The 18,118-nt window shown below is 71.5% G+C and carries 14 protein-coding genes and 1 pseudogene; 11 read left to right on the top strand and 4 right to left on the bottom strand.

All coding sequences use genetic code 11. The features are described 5' to 3' along the window. Nucleotides 1–2: 2 nt before the first annotated feature. From QE401_RS14405 to QE401_RS14435, 7 genes are all read left to right on the top strand, one after another. A complete protein-coding gene (locus tag QE401_RS14405) occupies nt 3–878 on the top strand; it encodes a branched-chain amino acid ABC transporter permease (RefSeq protein ID WP_307138866.1) in 876 nt (291 codons plus the stop codon). Between the two features lie 8 nt (nt 879–886). Next, a complete protein-coding gene (locus tag QE401_RS14410) occupies nt 887–3,397 on the top strand; it encodes a branched-chain amino acid ABC transporter ATP-binding protein/permease (RefSeq protein ID WP_307138867.1) in 2,511 nt (836 codons plus the stop codon). Between the two features lie 229 nt (nt 3,398–3,626). Then, a complete protein-coding gene (locus QE401_RS14415; protein ID WP_307138868.1) occupies nt 3,627–4,556 on the top strand; it encodes a 3-hydroxyacyl-CoA dehydrogenase in 930 nt (309 codons plus the stop codon). Next, nucleotides 4,556–5,482: a 3,5-dioxohexanoate:acetyl-CoA acetone transferase gene (kce, locus tag QE401_RS14420; RefSeq protein WP_307138869.1), complete on the top strand. Its 927-nt coding sequence runs from the start codon at nt 4,556–4,558 to the stop codon at nt 5,480–5,482. Before QE401_RS14415 ends, kce begins: the two co-directional genes overlap by 1 nt. Nucleotides 5,483–5,569: 87 nt before the next feature. After that, nucleotides 5,570–6,340, top strand: a complete 771-nt coding sequence (locus QE401_RS14425) for a hypothetical protein (protein WP_307138870.1) — start codon at nt 5,570–5,572, stop codon at nt 6,338–6,340. A gap of 124 nt (nt 6,341–6,464) precedes the next feature. Further along, nucleotides 6,465–8,552 (top strand): M10 family metallopeptidase, encoded by a 2,088-nt coding sequence (locus QE401_RS14430; protein ID WP_307138871.1) that lies wholly within the window; start codon nt 6,465–6,467, stop codon nt 8,550–8,552. A gap of 350 nt (nt 8,553–8,902) precedes the next feature. Then, on the top strand, nt 8,903–10,996 hold the full coding sequence (locus QE401_RS14435; protein WP_307138872.1) for a M10 family metallopeptidase: 2,094 nt from the start codon (nt 8,903–8,905) through the stop codon (nt 10,994–10,996). Between the two features lie 42 nt (nt 10,997–11,038). Here QE401_RS14435 and QE401_RS14440 read toward each other — a convergent pair whose 3' ends face one another. Continuing rightward, complete coding sequence (locus tag QE401_RS14440; protein ID WP_307138873.1) at nt 11,039–11,527, bottom strand: GFA family protein; 489 nt, start codon at nt 11,525–11,527, stop codon at nt 11,039–11,041. A 247-nt stretch (nt 11,528–11,774) separates the two neighbouring features. Between QE401_RS14440 and QE401_RS14445 the strand changes: the two genes are divergently transcribed. Further along, nucleotides 11,775–11,933, top strand: coding sequence for a preprotein translocase subunit SecE (locus QE401_RS14445; RefSeq protein ID WP_307138874.1), 159 nt, complete (start codon nt 11,775–11,777; stop codon nt 11,931–11,933). 117 nt (nt 11,934–12,050) lie between these two features. Here QE401_RS14445 and ndk read toward each other — a convergent pair whose 3' ends face one another. Then, the gene (gene ndk / locus QE401_RS14450; RefSeq protein WP_307138875.1) at nt 12,051–12,473 is read right to left on the bottom strand and encodes a nucleoside-diphosphate kinase; all 423 of its coding nucleotides are present in this window, start codon (nt 12,471–12,473) and stop codon (nt 12,051–12,053) included. Nucleotides 12,474–12,749: 276 nt separating this feature from the next. On the opposite strand from ndk, the gene QE401_RS14455 reads away from it, so the two are divergent. Both QE401_RS14455 and QE401_RS14460 read left to right on the top strand, forming a co-directional pair. After that, on the top strand, nt 12,750–13,778 hold the full coding sequence (locus QE401_RS14455) for an AI-2E family transporter (RefSeq protein WP_307138876.1): 1,029 nt from the start codon (nt 12,750–12,752) through the stop codon (nt 13,776–13,778). An 83-nt stretch (nt 13,779–13,861) separates the two neighbouring features. Further along, complete coding sequence (locus QE401_RS14460; RefSeq protein ID WP_307138877.1) at nt 13,862–14,488, top strand: LysE family translocator; 627 nt, start codon at nt 13,862–13,864, stop codon at nt 14,486–14,488. A 63-nt stretch (nt 14,489–14,551) separates the two neighbouring features. Here QE401_RS14460 and QE401_RS14465 read toward each other — a convergent pair whose 3' ends face one another. Next, on the bottom strand, nt 14,552–15,703 hold the full coding sequence (locus tag QE401_RS14465) for an energy transducer TonB (RefSeq protein ID WP_307138878.1): 1,152 nt from the start codon (nt 15,701–15,703) through the stop codon (nt 14,552–14,554). A gap of 230 nt (nt 15,704–15,933) precedes the next feature. On the opposite strand from QE401_RS14465, the pseudogene QE401_RS14470 reads away from it, so the two are divergent. Beyond that, nucleotides 15,934–17,809: pseudogene (locus tag QE401_RS14470) on the top strand (ABC-F family ATP-binding cassette domain-containing protein). A 41-nt stretch (nt 17,810–17,850) separates the two neighbouring features. On the opposite strand, the gene QE401_RS14475 reads toward QE401_RS14470, so the two are convergent. Next, complete coding sequence (locus QE401_RS14475) at nt 17,851–18,063, bottom strand: hypothetical protein (RefSeq protein ID WP_307138879.1); 213 nt, start codon at nt 18,061–18,063, stop codon at nt 17,851–17,853. Between the last annotated feature and the right edge of the window lie 55 nt (nt 18,064–18,118).

Below are 18,118 nucleotides of genomic sequence, written 5' to 3' on the forward strand. Positions count from 1 at the left end.
CCTTGGAAATCGTCTTCCTCATCGAGCAGATCCTCAACGGTCTGCTGATCGGCGCCTATTACCTGCTGATCGCGCTCGGCCTGTCGCTGATCTTCAGCCTGGGCGGCATCGTCAACCTGGCGCATGGCGCCTTCTACGCCATCGGCGCCTATCTCACCGTGGCGCTGGCCCCGCATATCGGCTTCGGCGGCGCCTTCGTGGCCGCCCCCGTGCTGGTGGGCCTCCTCGGCCTGGTGATCGAGCGCTTCCTGCTGCGGCGCTTCTACCGCGCGGATCCGATCCTGTCGCTGCTGCTGACCTTCGGCCTCGCCATGGTGGCCGAGCAGAGCTTGCGCATGATCTTCGGCGCGCCGCCCTTGCCCTTCTCGATCCCCATCGAGCTGCGCGGGCAGGTCTTCATCGGCGAGTTCATCTATTCCCGCTACCGGCTGATGATCCTGGCGGTGGCCGCCCTCTGCGTGCTCGGCCTGTGGTTTCTGCTGCAGCGGACGCATTTCGGCCGCGTGGTGCGCGCCGGCGTGCAGAATCCGGACATGGTCGGCGCGCTGGGCATCTCGCTCAAGCCCTACATGTCGGCAGTCGTCATGATCGCGGTGGGCCTCGCCGCGCTCGCCGGTGTCATGCTCGCCCCCGTCATCGGCGTGCATCCGGCGATGGGCGCGGAAATCCTGACCTTCGCCTTCGTGGTCGTTGTCATCGGCGGGCTCGGCTCCTTCTGGGGTGTCGTGGTCGCGGCGCTGATCGTGGGCGTGGTGCGCGGCATCGCGGCTTACGCCTTCCCGCCGGCCACCGAGGCCTCGGTCTATCTCCTCATGCTGCTCGTCCTGCTGCTGCGCCCGCGCGGCCTGTTCGGCGAGCGCATCGCGAAATTCGAGTGAGCCCGATCATGAGCAAAGAGATCCGCCCGCTGCTCATCGCGCTCGCCGCGCTGCTGCTGCTGCCCATCCTGCTGCCCGCCCTCGGGCTCACCCTCAAATCGGCGACCGATGTCGTCATCTTCGCCATCGCGGCGATGGGGCTGAACATCCTGGTCGGCCATACCGGCCTGGTCTCCTTCGGCCATGGCGCCTGGTTCGGCATCGGCGCCTATGCCGCCGGCATCCTCCAGCGGCATTTCTTCCCCGGCGACATGCTGCTGCCCATGCTGTTCGGCATGGTCTTCGTGCTCGGCTTCGCGGGGCTGGTCGGCCTGCTGATCCTGCGCCGCCGCGGGGTCTATTTCTCGCTCCTCACGCTGGCCATGACGGCGATGCTCTTCACCATCGCCTTCCGCTGGACCGAGCTGACCGGCGGCGAGGATGGCTTCGGCGGCATCACCCGCTACGCCTTCCTCGATTCCTCTTCCGCTTACTACACCGCGGTCGCGGTGGTGGGTTTCGGCATGGTCTATGCCCTGTGGCGCTTCCACCACGCCCCCGTCGGCACCGTGCTGGTCGCCATCCGCGAGAATGAGCAGCGCGCGCGCTTCGTGGGCTACGACACCACGCGCTACAAGCTGCTGGCCTTCACCCTCTCGGCCGGCGTCACGGCGCTGGCCGGCATGCTCTCGGCCTACAATCACCGCTTCGCCTCGGCCGAGCCGATCGCCATAGCCTTCTCGGGCGAGCTGCTGGCGATGGTCGTCATCGGCGGCATGCGCGGCTTCCTGGGCCCGGCGCTCGGCGCGCTGTTCTACATCCTGTTCCGCGAATTCCTGTCGATCTACACGGCCAACTGGCTGCTGTTCTTCGGCCTGCTCTTCGTGGGCTTCATCGTCTTCTCGCCGGACGGGCTGGTGGGGGTCGGCAAGCGCCTGCTCGCCCCCTTCCGCAAGACGCCGGTGGAGGATGCGGCGATGTCCGCCCGCCGCACCACGGTGCCGGAGCCGGTGCCGCCGCGCTTCATCCGCCCGGGCCAGGGCGGCGCCACCAGCGTCCTCGAAGCGGACGCCCTGAAAAAAAGCTTTGGGCGCATCCAGGCGGTGAAGGGCGTCAGCTTCTCGGTCGGCGACCGCACGCTGCACGCGCTGATCGGCCCGAACGGCGCCGGCAAGACCAGCGCCTTCAACCTGCTCTCCGGCATGTTCCCGCCCGATGCCGGCCGTGTGCTGCTCGATGGCCGCGACGTGACGGGCATGGAGCCGCAGGCCATCACCCAAGCCGGCATCGGCCGCTCCTTCCAGATCACCAACCTCTTCCCCGGCCTGTCCATCGCGGAGAATCTGCGGCTGGCGGTGCAGGCGCGGCACGCCAAGCGCTTCGGCCTGTGGAAGAGCGCGGAATCCTATGGCGACATGGCCGAGGACACCGAGGTGCTGCTGCGCTGGATGGGGCTCGCCGGCATCGAGCGTGCCGAGGCCGGGGCGCTCTCCTATGGCGGGCAGCGGCTGGTGGACATGGCGGTGGCCGTCGCCACCCGCCCGCGCATCCTGCTGCTGGATGAACCGCTGGCCGGCCTGGCCACCGCCGAGCGCACCCGGGTGGGTGAGCTGATCAAGCGCGTCTCCACCGACATCCCCGTGCTGCTGGTGGAGCATGACATCGATCGTGTCTTCGCCCTCGCCGACCGCGTGACGGTGATGAATGATGGTGAGGTGCTGGTCGATGGCAGCGTCGAGGATGCGCGCGGCGATGCCCGTGTGCAGGCCGTCTATCTCGGCTCCGGCGCCGCCGCCATCGCGGCCAAGCCGCGCCCCTCGGCCGCCGCGCCGGAGGTGCTGCTGTCGCTCGACGACATCCACACCTATTACGGCAAGAGCCACATCCTGCAGGGTGTCTCTTTCAGCCTACGGCAGGGTGAGATCCTGGCGCTGCTGGGGCGCAACGGCGCCGGCAAGTCGACGCTGCTGAAAAGCGTCATGGGCATCACCCGCCCGGCGCGCGGGCAGATGGTGCTGGCGGGCGAGCAGGTGGCGGGCCTGCCCTCCGACCAGATCGCCCGCCGCGGCGTCGGCTTCGTGCCCCAGGGGCGCGGGCTGTTCGCCGGGATGAGTGTCGCCGAGAACCTCGCCCTCGGCCGGCTGAAGCGCCTGACCGGTGCCGGCAAGCACTGGGAGGAGGAGAAGGTGCTGGAATTCTTCCCGCGCCTGAAGCAGCGCTGGCGCACGCCGGCCGATGCGCTGTCCGGCGGCGAGCAGCAGATGGTCGCCGTCGCCCGCGCGCTGTCGGGCGACACCCGCCTGCTGCTGCTGGACGAGCCCTTCGAGGGCCTCTCCCCCGCGGTGACGGAGGAGCTGTTCGAGGCCTTCGACCGGCTGCGGCAGGAGATCTCGATCATCATCGTCGACCACAACCTGGATCTCGCCCTGGCGCTGTCGGACAGCACCGTGGCGCTGGAGCGTGGCGCGGTGACCTGGACGGGCGAAAGCCGCGCGCTGCGCGACGATCTCGAGCTGCGGCGGAAAGTGCTTTGGCTGTGACAGCGAAGTTCATGAATCCGAAGCTCCGGGGGAATGAATTCCCCCGGACCCCCATCTTTTTTCTGTCGGGCTGCCGCCGTCTCCCGGCCAGGCGGGACGCAACACTGATGGCGGGGTCCGGGGGGACCCTGTCCCCCCGGCCGAGGGGGTCTGGGGGAGGCGGAGCCTCCCCCAGGACAATGGCCGGTCTGGGGAGGCAAAGCCTCCCCAGCACAAGGAGGAACACTCAATGACACCGCACAGCGTCGCCATCATCGGCACCGGCCTGATCGGCCGGGCCTGGGCGATGATCTTCGCCCGCGCCGGCTGGCAGGTGGCGCTCTACGACCCCGCCCCCGGCGTGGCGGAGGCCGCGACCGGCCTCTGCGCGCAGGGGCTGACCGACCTTGCCGAGCAGGGGCTGTGCGAGGACCCTTCGGGTGCGGCGCGCCGCATCCGCGCAGTGGGCAGCCTGGGCGAGGCCGTCGCCACCGCCACCCTGGTGCAGGAGAACGGGCCGGAGACGCTGGAGGTCAAGCAGGCGCTGTTCGCCGAGCTCGACCTGCTGGCGCCGCCGGGCTGCATCCTGGCCTCCTCCTCCTCCGCCATCCGCACCTCGCTCTTCACCGAGGCGCTGCCGGGCCGCGCCCGCTGCCTGGTGGCGCATCCGGTGAACCCGCCGCATCTGGTGCCGCTGGTGGAGCTCTCCGGCGCGCCCTGGACCTCGCCCGAGGTGGTGGAGCGCGCCCGCGCCATCTACGCCGCCATCGGCCAGGTGCCGATCACGGTGAAGAAGGAGGTGGAGGGCTTCGTGCTGAACCGGCTGCAGGGCGCCCTGCTGGCCGAGGCCTTCCGCCTGGTCTCGGAAGGCTATGTCACGCCGCAGGATCTGGACCACACGGTGAAGGACGGGCTCGGCCTGCGCTGGTCCTTCATGGGGCCGTTCGAGACGATCGAGCTGAACGCGCCCGGCGGCATCCCCGATTACTGCGCCCGCTACACCGGCTTCTACAAAAGGCTGGCGGCGGAGCCCGCCGCGCCCGAGGTCTATGGCACGGCGGCGGTGGGCACCATCCTCGAACAATGGGGCGCGCCCGGCGATTTGCCGGAGAAGATGCGCTGGCGCGACCGGCGCCTCGCCGCGCTGCGCGCCCACAAGCAGAGCCAGGGAGAGATCTAATGGCCAAGCGGAAAGTCATCATCACCTGCGCCGTCACGGGTGCCATCCACACGCCGAGCATGTCGCCGCATCTGCCGATCACGGCGGAGCAGATCGCGGATGCGGCGGTGGGCGCCGCGGAGGCCGGCGCGGCCATCGTCCACCTGCATGCGCGCCATCCTGATGACGGTCGCCCGGACCAGTCGCCGGAGGGGTTCTCCCCGTTCCTGCAGGTGATCAAGCAGCGCTGCGACGCGGTGATCAACATCACCACCGGCGGCGCGCCGACCATGACGATCGAGCAGCGGGTGAAGCCGGCGGCGACCTTCCGGCCGGAGGTCGCCTCGCTGAACATGGGCAGCATGAATTTCGGCCTGTTCGGCATGCTGAACCGCTTCAAGGATTTCCAGCATCCGTGGGAGAAGGAATATCTCTCCGACAAGGGCATCATCTTCCGCAACAGCTTCGCCGATATCGAATACATCCTGACCACCTGCCGCGAGAACGGCACGCGCTTCGAGTTCGAGTGCTACGACACCGCGCATCTCTACAACCTGAAGTATTTCTACGATCAGGGCATCGTCACCGGCCCGCTCTTCATCCAGACGGTGTTCGGGCTGCAGGGCGGCATCGGCGCGCATCCCGAGGATGTGCTGCACATGAAGCGCACGGCCGACCGGCTGTTTGGCGACCAGTACCAGTGGTCGGTGCTGGGCGCCGGGCGCAACCAGCTGCCGATCGCGGCGATGTCGGCGGCGATGGGCGGCAATGTGCGCGTGGGGCTGGAGGACAGCCTCTGGGCCGGGCCCGGGCGGCTCGCCGCCTCGAATGCCGAGCAGGTGCGGCTGGCGCGGCAGATCATCGAGGGGCTTGGCCTGGAGATCGCGACGCCGGACGAGGCGCGCGAGATCCTGGCGCTGAAGGGCGCCGACAAGGTCGGCTTCTGACCCGCGCGGGCCCCGCGAAGGGGCCCGCACGAGGCTGTCAGCGTCCGGCGGCTTGTGGGGCGCCGGCGCTGGCGGCAACAGGAGGGGATGTTCGGCTCCATCACCTCCATCATCCTGCTGATCACCCTCGTCACCCTGGCCGGCCTGCTCTGGCAGCTCTGGACCGGCTGGCGCGCCGCCGCCTGGCTGAGCCGCCCGCCCGAGGGCATGGTGCTGGTCGAGGGCACCACGGCGCCCTGGGACGGGCTGCGCCAGGCGACCCTCTCCGGCGGCTCCTGCCTGTGGGAGGGCTGGGAGGTCGAGAGCTGGAGCCGCAGCGTCAGCGGCCCCGATCGCACCGGCCGCTGGAGCACCGAGGAATCGGGGGCCAGCCGCGACCCCTTCCTGCTGGTGACGCCGCAGGGCCACCGCATCCTGCTCTGCCCCGATGTCGTCGACATGCGCATGCTGCCGGTGCGGCAATGGCAGGGCAGCACGCCGCGCCCGGGCGGCGAGGCCGGGCTGCTGTCGGAGCTGACCGGCGGGCTGCTCGGCGAGCGCTTCCGCTACAGTGAGCGGCTGGTGCTGCCGGCGCAGCCGCTCTTCGCGCTCGGCCGGCCGGAGCTGCCGGGGCCCGGCGACCCGCCCGGCATCGATGGCCGGCTGCTGCCGGGGCCCGGCGGCATGCTGCTGGGGCTGGAACCGCCGGCCGAGGCCGCCGCCCGCGCGCGGCGCCGGGTGCTGTGGCAGGGGGCGCTCACCGGCTTGATGCTGCTGCTGATGCTGGCGGTGCTGCTGGGCGGCCCGGCCTTCCTGCCCAATCTGGCTGGGCTGCTCTCGGGAGGCGGGTTCGTGGGCCTCGGTCCTTTCGGCCGCTGAGGCGCGCGGCGCTGTGGCGCCGGCGCCACGGGCGGACCGGTTTCAGCGGCACCATTCTTTCTCCCCTACGCAACGGTTCGGCCATGGCGGTAGTGTGGGGTGACACCCTCGACGGCAAAGCCACATGACCAACCCGCCCGGATCCGCCTTCCTCTCGGCAGGGAGCGATCCCCTGTTGCCCGATGTCATCGCGGCGGCCCGCGGCATCGAATTCACCGGCAGCTCCGGCGATTCCAATGTCGATGCCATGCTTTTCGGCCGGCGCTGGGATGGCCCCATCACCTACAGCTTCCCGCGCAAGGCCAGCGACTACACCGGCTATAGCCCCTGGAATGGCGAGCAGACGGAGTTCTCCCCCGTCTCCGCCATGATGGTCGAGGCGGTGCGGGCGACGATGACGGGCGGCAGCAGCCATCCGAACGTGCTGGGCGCGATGTCGGTGACGGCGCTGACGCAGCTCTCCGTCACGCTGCGCAGCGGCGGCGAGGGCGATGTGCGCATCGGCCAGAGCGGCCTGATGAAGGATGCCGGCACCTACTATCCGAGCTCCACCCAGGTCGGCGGCGATGTGTGGTTCGACAACGCGCAATACGCCAATCCGCGCCTCGGCAACTATGCCTACCACACGGCGATCCATGAGCTCGGCCATTCGCTGGGGCTGAAGCACCCGCATGACCGCCTGCCGCTGCTCGACCCGACCTATGACAGCGTCGAGTACACGGTGATGAGCTACCGCAGCTATGCCGGCGGCCCCACGGGCAATTACCGCTATGGCGCGTGGGACGCGCCGCAGACCTTCATGATGCTCGACATCGCGGCGCTGCAGACGCTCTACGGTGCCGATTACGGCACCCGCTCCGGCGCCACGACCTATCGCTGGAATCCCGAGACCGGGCAGATGTCGATCGATGGCGTCGCCCAGGGCATGCCCGGCGGCAACCGCATCTTCATGACGGTCTGGGATGGCGGCGGGCGCGACGTCTACGACCTGTCGAACTATTCCACCGCCCTGTCGGTCGACCTGGCGCCGGGCGCGGCCTCCCGCTTCTCCGAGGCGCAGCTCGCCAATCTCGGCAATGGCCACCGCGCCAGCGGCAATGTCTACAACGCGATGCTGCATGAGGGCGACACGCGCTCATTGATCGAGGATGCGCGCGGCGGCAGCGGCCATGACACGATCCGCGGCAACCAGGCGGCCAACACTCTGTGGGGCAATGCCGGCAATGACGTGCTGGAGGGGCGCGAGGGCAACGACACGCTGATCGGCGGCGAGGGCTTCGACACCGCCCTGCTGCGCGGCCGTTTCCTGGCCGAGGGCGCCGAGGGGCGGCTGGAGAGCCGTGTCACCTCCTGGGATGCCGGCGGCCTGACCGTCACCACCTTCCGCCTCACCAGCGGCGGCGGGGAGGCGGTGGACAGCGACCGGCTGGTCGGCATCGAGACGCTGCGCTTCACCGATGGCGCCATCGTGCTGGACGGCACCGCGCTGCTCGACCCCTTCGACTATGCGCGCGGCAACCAGGATGTGTTCCGCGCCGGGCTGAACGCGCACAGCCATTACGACCAGTTCGGCTGGCGCGAGGGGCGCGACCCGTCCGAGCATTTCAGCACCCGCGGCTATCTCTCGGCCAATGCCGATGTGCGGGCGGCCGGCATCAACCCGCTCGACCACTACCAGGCGGATGGCTGGCGCGAGGGGCGCGACCCGCATGCCGGCTTCGACCTGCGGCTCTACCGCCTGTACAACCCCGACGTCGCGGCGGCCAATATCGACCCGCTGACGCATTACGCCCAGTTCGGCCAGGCCGAGGGCCGGCGCATCGGCGCCGCCATCGGCGACGACATCCGCAACGGCTTCGACGCAACCTACTATCTGCTGGCCAATCCGGATGTCGGCATGGCCGGCCTCTCGGCCGAGGCGCATTACCGGCAGTTCGGCTGGCGCGAGGGGCGCGATTCCAGCGCCTGGTTCGACACCAGCGCCTATCTGGCGGCCTATGCCGATGTGCGCGCCGCCGGCATCGACCCGCTGGCGCATTACATGGCCAATGGCTGGCGCGAGGGGCGCGACCCCTCGGCCGGCTTCGACAGCAGCGCCTATCTGACGGCCTATGCCGATGTCGCGGCGGCGGGCGTCAACCCGCTGCAGCATTTCCTGACCAGCGGCATCTATGAGGGCCGCTCCCCCTTCGGCGATGGCGTCATCGGCTGAGGCCGGAAGGGCGCCGCCATCCCGCCGGGCGCGGCGCCGCTGCCACAATGACAAGGCTGGCGCCACCGAGGCGGCCATTCGTCGCATTCGCGGCCGATGCTGCGCGGTCCCGGCGCCCTCTCGGCCTCCACCGCAGGCAGCTGCCCGGCCCGGGCGGCCTGCCGCCGGGCGCTGTGGCAGGGGGCGCTCTTGCCGCCCTGCTGCCGCTGGTGCCGGGACGATGCCGGCCGGGCGGGCCGGCAGCCCGGCGGCCACCGCCACACCGGTTTCACCCGCACCGCATTTCCCCCTACGCAGCTGCCCCATTTTCGCAGTAACCTAATCGTAACATCCTCCGACGGCGCAGCCTCATGACCGAACACACCGGATACGCTTCTCTCTCGGCGGGGAGCGACGCCGCCATCCCTGACATCTCTGCGGCGGCGCAGGCGGCCTGGTTCTTCGGCAGCAGCGGCCAGGCCGATGTCGACGCGCTGATCTATGGCACGCGCTGGACCGGCACCCTCACCTACAGCATCCCGCGCAGCATGGGCGACTATTCCGGCTATACCGGCTGGAACAATGAGACCTGGAGCTTCGTCGCGGTCTCGCCGATGATGGTCGAGGCGGTGCGCGCGACGCTGACCGGCGGCAGCGCCCACCAGAATGTGCTCGGTGCCATGTCGGTCGCCGCGCTGACCGGGCTGAACATCGTCCAGGTCGATGGCGGCGCCGGCGATCTGCGCTATGGCCAGACCAGCCGCACCCAGACCGCGATGGCGTATCTGCCCAGCAGCAGCCCGCTCGGCGGCGATGTCTGGTTCAATTCGAGCACCTATGCGAATCCGCGGCTCGGCAACTACGCCTACCACACCGTGCTGCACGAGACCGGCCATGCGCTGGGGCTGAAGCACCCGCATGAATACAGCCCCTATCTGGACTATGCGCGCGACAGCATCGAATTCACGGTGATGAGCTATCGCAGCTATGCCGGCTCCGCCCGCGACATGTACCGCTATGGCGAGTGGGACGGCCCGCAGAGCTACATGATGCTCGACATCGCCGCCCTGCAGACGCTCTACGGCGCGGACTACGTCACCCGCTCCGGCGCCACCAATTACAGCTGGGATCCGAACAGCGGGCAGATGTTCATCGATGGCATCGGCCAGGGCACGCCGGGCGGCAACCGTGTCTTCCTGACCCTCTGGGATGGCGGCGGGCACGATGTCTACGACCTGTCGAACTACGCCACTGATCTGCGCGTCGATCTGGCGCCCGGCGCCTCCTCGCTCATCTCGGGCAGCCAGCTGGCCAATCTGGGCGATGGCCACAGAGCCAGCGGCAATGTCTACAACGCGCTGCTCTACCAGGGCGACACGCGCTCGCTGATCGAGGATGCGCGCGGCGGCAGCGGCCATGACACGATCCAGGGCAACCAGGCGGCCAACACCCTCTGGGGCAATGCCGGCAACGACACGCTGGAAGGCCGCGAGGGCAACGACCTGCTGATCGGCGGCGAGGGCTTCGATGTCGCCGTGCTGCGCGGCCAGTTCCTCACCGGCGGCGCCGAAGGAAGGCTGGAAAGCCGCGTCATGGCCTGGGAGGCCAGCGGCGTCACCGTCACCACCTATCGCATCACCAGCGGTAACCGCGCCGGCGAGGCGGTGGACAGCGACCGGCTGGTCGGCATCGAGACGCTGCGCTTCACCGATGGCGCCATCGTGCTGGACGGCACCGCGCTGCTCGACCCCTTCGACTATGCGCGCGGCAACCAGGACGTGTTCCGCGCCGGGCTGAACGCGCACAGCCATTACGACCAGTTCGGCTGGCGCGAGGGGCGCGACCCGTCCGAGCATTTCAGCACGCGCGGCTATCTCTCGGCCAATGCCGATGTGCGGGCGGCGGGCATCAACCCGCTCGACCACTACCAGGCGGATGGCTGGCGCGAGGGGCGCGACCCCTCGGCCGGCTTCGACCTTCGGCTCTACCGCCTCTACAACCCCGACGTCGCGGCGGCCAATATCGACCCGCTGACGCATTACGCCCAGTTCGGCCAGGCCGAGGGCCGGCGCATCGGCGCCGCCATCGGCGACGACATCCGCGGCGGCTTCGACGCCACCTACTATCTGCTGGCCAATCCGGATGTCGGCATGGCCGGCCTCTCGGCCGAGGCGCATTACCGGCAGTTCGGCTGGCGCGAGGGGCGCGATTCCAGCGCCTGGTTCGACACCAGCGCCTATCTGGCGGCCTATGCCGATGTGCGCGCCGCCGGCATCGACCCGCTGGCGCATTACATGGCCAATGGCTGGCGCGAGGGGCGCGACCCCTCGGCCGGCTTCGACAGCAGCGCCTATCTGACGGCCTATGCCGATGTCGCGGCGGCGGGCGTCAACCCGCTGCAGCATTTCCTGACCAGCGGCATCTATGAGGGCCGCTCGCCCTTCAGCGACGGCGTCATCGGCTGAGGCCCACGCGGCGGCGCCGTCCCCTTCGGAAGGGCGGCGCCGCTATTCGACCCAGAGCCCGCGCTTGCGGTGCCATTCCTCGATCGATTCCTCGGGATATTCGTCGAAGCTGGCATCGCCATCCTGGATGTCCGGCTCGACCCAGGAGGCCTTGGAGCCCAGCATCAGATGCACCCGGCTGGGCGGCACCGGCAGTTCGGTGTCGATGGCCGAGGCGAAGGGGTGCACCAGCTCCGGCCAGTTCGGATCGGCCATCCACAGCGCGCTGGCGCAGCGGGCGCAGAAATGCCGCTGGCCGCTCGAGGTCTCGCATTTCCCCTCCGCATCGTACAGCTCGGCGCGGAAGACGCTGGTGCGGCCCTCGACCTTCAGCGTCTCCGCCACCCCCATGATGTTGATGGCATAGCCGCCGCCGCCGGCGGTCTTGCGGCAGATGCTGCAGTAGCAGCGCTGATAGGGGTGCGGCGTGTGGCTCGCCACCGAAAAGCGCACCGCGCCACAGCGGCAGGATCCCTCCAGGGTGATCGGCATGCTCAGGCCCTCCTCGGCCCAGCAACGCCAGCGGGCGGCGCGGGTTTGCCCGCGGGTTGGCCATGGCCCGACCCATGGCCCGACCCATGGCCGGCCTGGGGCCTGCCCGTGGCCCGCCGGCCGCGCCGCGGCGCAAACCGCCCCGGCCCGGCCCCAAACCCCCTGCCAAACCCCTTGCCCCCGGGCCGCCCCCTGCCTATTCCTGCGCCAGAGGCAGTCGCATCAGGCGGACGAGCAGAGGGAACCCATGGCCGAGGCGCATCAGCAGATCGACTTCGTGGAAGTGAAGTCCGAGGACATCCTGGCCGAGCGCACCCATGGCTGGGACTTTTTCGTCACCGCCACGAAATGGGGCATCGGCGCCGTCGTGGTGCTGCTGCTGGCGCTCTACCTGCTCTGGGGCTGAGCCGGCCGGGCCCTGAACCGGGCCCATGACATTCGCATGAAAAAAGGCGGCGCCCCCTCGGGGCGCCGCCTTTTCCGTCTCGGGTGGCGCGGGGCGGCGGGGCCGCCCCGCCCCGCCTCAGCCGACGATCTCGATGCCCGAGAAGAAGAAGGCGATCTCGTTGGCGGCGTTCTCGGCGCTGTCCGAGCCATGCACGCTGTTCGCCTCGATGCTCTCGGCGAATTCCTTGCGGATGGTGCCCGGGGCGGCATTGGCCGGGTTGGTGGCGCCCATGATCTCGCGGTTCTTGGCCACCGCGCCCTCACCCTCGAGCACCTGCACGACCACCGGGCCGGAGGTCATGAAGGAGACCAGGTCCTTGTAGAAGGGGCGCTCCTTGTGCACGGCGTAGAAGGCGCCGGCCTGGGCCTCGGACAGGTGCAGGCGCTTCTGCGCGACGATGCGCAGGCCCTGCTCCTCGAACTTGGCGTTGATCTTGCCCGTCAGGTTCCGGCGGGTGGCGTCCGGCTTCAGGATGGAGAGGGTGCGCTCGGTGGCCATGGTCGACTTCCTTCGAAGGGGTGCGTCTGCCGCCGCCGGATAGGCGGGGTCGCCGCCCGGCGCAAGGGGCAAGCGCGTGGCGCCCCCTGGCAACCCCGCGAGCACCCTGCGGGCAACCCTCCCTGGCAACCCTGCCTGGGCGCAGGCTTTACCCCGAAGCCCAAGCCCGGCGCTGCACCGCCCCGGGCACGGTGCCGGGGCCGGCCGCCGCGCCGCCCCGGCCGGGTCCGGCGGTGCCCGGGGCCCTGACCGGCCCCGGCGGAGGGGGCAGGTTGCATGACGCGCAGGCGGATCTCGCTGCTGGTGCTGGCGGTCGGGCTGGGGCTGCTGCTGTGGCAGGTGCCGCAGGTGCCGCTGCTGGTCTTTGCCGCCGCCCTGCTGGGCGTCTTCCTCTATGCCGGGGCCGACCGGCTGCGCCGCCTGGTGCCGCGCCTGCCGCATGGCGCGGCGGTCGGGCTGTTCATCCTGGCCCTCGCCCTGCTCTTCGCCGCCGCCGGCATGCTGGCCGCGGCGCCGATCGCCGAGCAGCTGAACACGCTGTGGCAGGAGGTGCCGCGCGCCGCCGCCGGGCTCACCGAGCGGCTGTCGCAGTATCAATGGGGGCAGGAGCTGCTGCGCCGGCTGGATGCCGGCGAGATGAGCCTGCCCCAGGGCGGCGGCAGCACCGCCATGACGGCGGTGAACACCACCTTCGGCGCGCTCGCCAACCTGGTGCTGGTGGGCTTCCTCGGCCTGTATTTCGCGCTCGACCCGGCGCTGTACCGGCGCGGCATCCAGGCGGTGCTGGCGCCCTCGCTGCGGCCGCGGGCCGAGGTGATCTGCCGCGAGGCGGCGGCGACGCTGCGCGGCTGGCTCGGCGCGCAGATGGTGTCGATGGCGGTGGTCGGCGTGCTGACCTGGCTCGGCCTCTGGGCCATCGGCGTGCCGCTGGCCCCGGTGCTCGGCATGATCGCGGCGCTGCTGACCTTCATCCCGACGCTCGGGCCGGTGCTGGCGGCGGTGCCGGCGGTGCTGCTCGGCCTGGCCGACGGGCTGTCCGGCGCGCTCTCGGTCATCGCCGTCTACCTGGCGGTGCAGACGGTGGAGAGCTACCTCGTCACCCCCTATGTGCAGAAGCGCAGCGTCGACCTGCCGGAGGCCGCGACCATCGTCGCCCTGGTGGCCTTCGGCCTGCTCTTCGGCTTCCTCGGCATGCTGCTGGCGACGCCCATGGCGGCGCTGCTGCTGATGCTGGTCCGCCGCCTCTATGTCGAGGACTACCTGAACCAGGAACCGCCGGAGGAGCGGCCCGTGCTGCTGCGCTGAGGGGCCGCGGGGCCGCCCGCCTGGCCGCTTGCGCGCCGCGCCATTCCATGGATGGCTGACGCGTCGCCACGCCGGAGCCCGCCATGCCGATCGAGAACTGGCTCGCCTTCACCGCCGCCGCCGCCATCCTGCTGGCGATCCCGGGGCCCACCATCCTGCTGGTCATCTCCTATGCGCTGGGGCATGGGCGCCGGCCGGCCGCCGCCATCGTGGCCGGGGTCGCGCTTGGCGACCTGACGGCGATGACCGCCTCCATGGCCGGGCTGGGCGCGCTGCTCGCCACCTCCGCCGAGCTGTTCACCCTGCTGCGCTGGGTCGGCGCGGCCTATCTGGTCTATCTCGGCCTCAAGCTGTGGCGGGCGCCGGTGCGGCTGCCGGGCGGCGAGGCGGTGCCGGCCCTCGGCCTCGGCCGCATCTTCGGCCATGCCTATGCGGTGACGGCGCTGAACCCGAAGAGCCTGGTCTTCTTCGTGGCCTTCGTGCCGCAATTCCTCTCCCCGGCCGCGCCCTTCCTGCCGCAGGTCGGCGTGATGGTGGCGACCTTCGTCACCATGGCGGCGGCGAATGCGGCGCTCTATGGCTGGCTGGCCGCCTCGGCCCGCGGCGCGCTGCGCCGGCCCGGCGTGCAGCGCGCGGTCAACCGCACCGGCGGCGGGCTGCTGGTCGGCGCCGGGCTGCTCTCCGCGCTGTGGCGCAAATCGCCCGCCTGAATTGGCGCCCGGCCGGGATGCCGGCCCGGCGGCCGGCCTGACGCCCCCTGGCCCTGGCCCGGCTCAGCGGCCGATGATGCGGTAATGGATGGTGAAGCGGATCACCGTCTCCTCGCCCGGCATGGTCATCGGGAAGGCCGGCCCGACCTGGTCGCGGAACAGCGACACCGCCGCCGCATCCAGCCAGCGCGAGCCGGTCGGGCTGATCATCTGCACCGCGGTGATCCGCCCGTCCCGCGCCACCGTCACCCGCAGCACCACCGAGCCATCCTCGCCACGCATCGCCGCCTGCTCGGGGTAGAAGCCGCGCGACTGCACCCAGCGCTGGAATTGCCGGCCCCAATCGGCGCCGGGCTGGGCGCCGCCGACATGCGCCATGGCGGTGGTGTTGTTGAAGCTCTGCCCCTCGCGCATGCGCAGCTCGGGCACCCGGCCCATCGACAGGTCGACGCCCCCGGCCGAGCCCGGGGCGCGGCGCGACGGCGCCGAGGGCACGGCCGGGCGCAGCGCCTGCTGCCCCATCAGCGGCATGCCGGCGAAGGGGTTCTGCGCCTGCGGGCGCGGCTGCGGCCGGGGCGGCGGCGGCGCCTCGCTGCGCGGGGGGGTCAGGCGCAGCGGCGTCGGCGGCGCCAGCTCGGCCGAGAGCTCGGGCAGCGGCGCCGGCGGCGGCGGGGGCGGCAGCGCCAGGGCGCCGGGCGGCGCCGGCTCCGGGAAGGGGGTCAGGGCAGCCGGCGGCGGCGGCGCCGTCTCCTGCGGGCGGGGCGGCGCCTCGGCCCGGGCGGGCGGCTGCGGCAGCGGCTCGGGCGCCGGCTGCGGCAGGGGCGGCGCCGGCGGCGGCGGCACCGGCGGGGCCGGCACCGGCAAAGGCGGGGGTGGCGCGGCCTCGGGCGTGGCCTCGGCCTGGGGCTGCGGCGGGGTGGGGTCGGGCGGCGCCTGCGGGTCGGGCGGCGCCAGCGGCGTCGGCGCGGCGCCGGCTTCCGGCGGCGGCGCCGTCTCGCCGGGCTCCGGCAGGGCCGGGCCGCTCGCCGTGCTCTCGAACACCACCGGCACGCCTTCCTCGCCCTGCGGGCTCATCAGCGGCTTGGGCTGCAGCCCGAACAGCAGCCAGGCGACCACCGCCGCGTGCAGCGCCAGCGAGGCCAGGGCGGCCGGGCCCAGCCGGCGGCGCGCCCGGCCCTCCCGCCCCAGCATCGGTGTGGCGGCGGAGAGCGACATCAGCGGGGCAGGGTCTCGGCGGGCGTGTGGGGCATCGGGCGGCGTCCGGTCGGACCCGCAACCTAGGGCGGGGGGGCGGGCGCCGCCAGGGCGGATCGCCGCACAAGCCCGGGGGGCCGCGTGACAGAGAGTGACAGCGGGCCGCCCCCGCCCCGCACAGCGCGCGGGCGGCCCCTGCCCCGCCCGCTCGGCGCTTCCCGCCGCCCCCGCTTCTGGCCTACATGCGGGGCATGACCGTGCTCGCCATCCGTGACCTGACCATCCGCATCGCCGGCCGCCCGCTGCTGGAAGGGGCCGATCTGGTCGTCGAGCCCGGCCGCAAGATCGGCCTGGTCGGGCGCAACGGCGCCGGCAAGTCGACCCTGTTCCGCGCCATCACCGGCGAGATCCAGGCCGATGGCGGGGAGATCCGCCTGGCCTCCCGCGCCCGCATGACGCATGTGGCGCAGGAGGCGCCGGGCGGCAGCGCCAATTTGCTCGACACCGTGCTGGCGGCCGATACCGAGCGCGCCACCCTGCTGGCGGCGCTGGAGGCCGAGCATGATGGCGCGCGGCTGGGCGAGATCCATGAGCGGCTGATCGCCATCCGCGCCGACAGCGCGCCCTCGCGCGCCGCCACCGTGCTGTCGGGCCTCGGCTTCGACGCCGCGGCGCAGGCCCGGCCGGTGGGCGAGTTCTCGGGCGGCTGGCGCATGCGCGTGGCGCTGGCCCAGGCGCTGTTCCTGGAGCCCGACCTGCTGCTGCTGGACGAGCCCACCAACCACCTCGACCTCGAGGCGACGCTGTGGCTGGAGGGCTGGCTGACCCGCTTCCCGGGTGCGGCCATCGTCATCAGCCATGATCGCGGCCTGCTGGAGCGCTGCGTCGACGCCATCGCGCATCTGGACCGGCTGAAGCTCGCCCTCTATCCGGGCGGCTACGACAATTTCGTCCGCATCCGCACCGAGCGCGCGGCGCAACAGCAGGCGCAGAACGAGAAGATCGCGGCGCAGCGGGCGCATATGCAATCCTTCGTCGACCGCTTCCGCGCCAAGGCCACCAAGGCGCGCCAGGCGCAGTCGCGGCTGAAGGCGCTGGAGAAGCTGCCCGCCATCGAGGCGGTGGTGGAGGACGCCCCCACCCGCTTCGCCTTCCCCGATCCGGGCGAGCTGCCGCCGCCGATCCTCTCCCTCTCCCGCGTCGATGTCGGCTATGACGGGCGGCCGATCCTGCGCGGGCTGGAGCTGCGGCCTGGACCAGGAGGACCGCATCGCCCTGCTGGGCGCCAATGGCAATGGCAAGTCGACGCTGGCCAAGCTGCTGGCCGGGCGGCTCGACCCGATGGGCGGCCACACCCATCGCGACCGGCGGCTGAAGGTCGGCTATTTTGCCCAGCACCAGGCGGAGGAGCTGGACATGGCCGGCACCCCGCTCTCCCACATGCAGGGCGCGCTGGGACCCAAGGCCACCGAGACGCAGTGCCGCGCCCAGCTGGCCCGCTTCGGCCTGGATGAGGAGCGCGCGACCACCACCCTCTCCGGCCTGTCGGGCGGCGAGAAGGCGCGGCTGCTGCTGGCGCTCTGCACCCGCGACGCGCCGCATCTGCTGATCCTCGACGAGCCCACCAACCATCTGGACATCGACGCGCGCGAGGCGCTGGTGAAGGCGCTGGCCGGCTTCGGCGGCGCCGTGGTGCTGATCACCCACGACCCGCATCTGGTGACGCTGGCGGCCGACCGGCTCTGGCTGGTGGGCGATGGCAAGGTGACGCCCTTCGAGGGCGATCTCGACGATTACCGCGCCTTGCTGGCCGAGCGCGCCCGCGCCGCCCGCGGCGGTGGCGCCGACACCAGCCCCACCCGCCGCGACGAGCGGCGCGAGCGGGCCGAGAACCGCCAGGCTCTGGCGCCCCTGCGCAGCCGGGTGACCAAGATCGAGGCGGAGATGGCGAAGCTGCAGAAGGAGGCCGCCCTGCTGCAGAAGAAGCTCGGCGACCCCGACACCTATGCCCGCTTCAAACCCGAGGACATTGCCTGGGCCAGCCAGCGCCAGGGCGCCATCGCCAAGCAGGTGGCGGCGCTGGAGGAGGAATGGCTGGAGCTGCAGGAGAAGCTGGAGACCGCCTGAGAGGGCGGCGGCCGCGGCCGGTGTGGCGAAGCCCCGCCCGGTCAGCCCGTTTGCACGCCGCCCGTCCCGGAGAAGTTGGGATCGAAGGCGAAGAAGTCCGGCCGCTCCTCCCCCGTGGCGCCGTCGAAGACCCTGACGAGAGGCGGGTTGCCGGTGCCGGCGGCCAGCGCCTGCAGCGCCGCCTCGTCCAGCTCGGTGTTCGGGGCGGGGGCCGGTTCGGGCCGGGGAGCATCGCCGGGGATGTCGTCGGACATGGCGGTTCCTTCGCCGGAGAGGCCCGGCTTCGGCCCAGCCTAGCAGCCCTGCCGG

The organism is Pseudoroseomonas cervicalis (assembly GCF_030818485.1).
Lineage (GTDB): Bacteria > Pseudomonadota > Alphaproteobacteria > Acetobacterales > Acetobacteraceae > Pseudoroseomonas > Pseudoroseomonas cervicalis_A.